This window comes from Aerococcus sp. L_32 (assembly GCF_050689315.1).
In genome coordinates, this window is record NZ_JBOEQF010000836.1 from 1 (window position 1) to 805 (window position 805).

Sequence of the window (805 nt, forward strand, 5' to 3'; positions counted from 1 at the left end):
CCGTAAAGCTGAAAAGTGCACGAAGATATCATCTTCTTCTGGAAAATCTGGTAACTCGATAAATCCAAAGCCTTCTTTTTCATTAAAAGTCTTTACAAATCCGTAATAGGTCATCTTAATTCTCCTCTTCAACTAAAGCTTCAGGATAGTGGTTGATGACGATGTCAGCACAACGTGCACATAAGTGCGGTGCTGCTTCAATTGTACCAACTTCTTCGTAAACCCCACGACAACGTTCACAAGTTTCACCATGTGCATGTTCAATCACTAGGCTGTAACCTTCGTAGGCTGTAGCATCTGCGCCGGCTTCTGCAAGGTCATAGATTTCTAATTGCGATACCATCAAGTATGTCGTTAATTCTTCGCCGACACTATCAAGTAATGCTTTGGTGTCTTCATTAGCAAAAATATGTAATTTCGCTTGTAATGATTTACCAATCACTTTTTCTTCACGAGCCGTTTCTAATGATTTGTTGACATCAGAACGTAAGGCCATAAAGGTAGACCATTTTTCTTCTAAAGCGTCTGCATTTTCATAAGTTACTACTTCAGGGAAGTCAGCTAATTGTGCGTATGCTTCCTCTTCTTGTAGGTATGCCCAGATTTCTTCAGTTGTATGTGGAATAACTGGTGTCAGTAAAGTCGTTACGGCTTTAGCCACTGCATACATAACTGTTTGCATGTTACGACGTTTTGCTGATTCTGGTAATTCAATATATACAACGTCTTTAGCGTAGTCTAAGTAAAAGTTAGACATATCTAAAGTTAGGAAGTTGGTGATTTCATGGTTGACTGTCATAAAGTT

At 39.0% G+C, this 805-nt stretch carries 2 protein-coding genes; both read right to left on the minus strand.

Going from position 1 to position 805, the window contains the following annotated elements:
- On the minus strand, positions 1-114 hold a 114-nt coding region (locus ACRCJ0_RS16785; RefSeq protein ID WP_431391295.1), incomplete at its 3' end, for a cold-shock protein.
- A gap of 1 nt (position 115) precedes the next feature.
- Positions 116-805: class I tRNA ligase family protein (locus tag ACRCJ0_RS16790; RefSeq protein WP_431391294.1), on the minus strand; the 690-nt coding region annotated here is incomplete at its 5' end.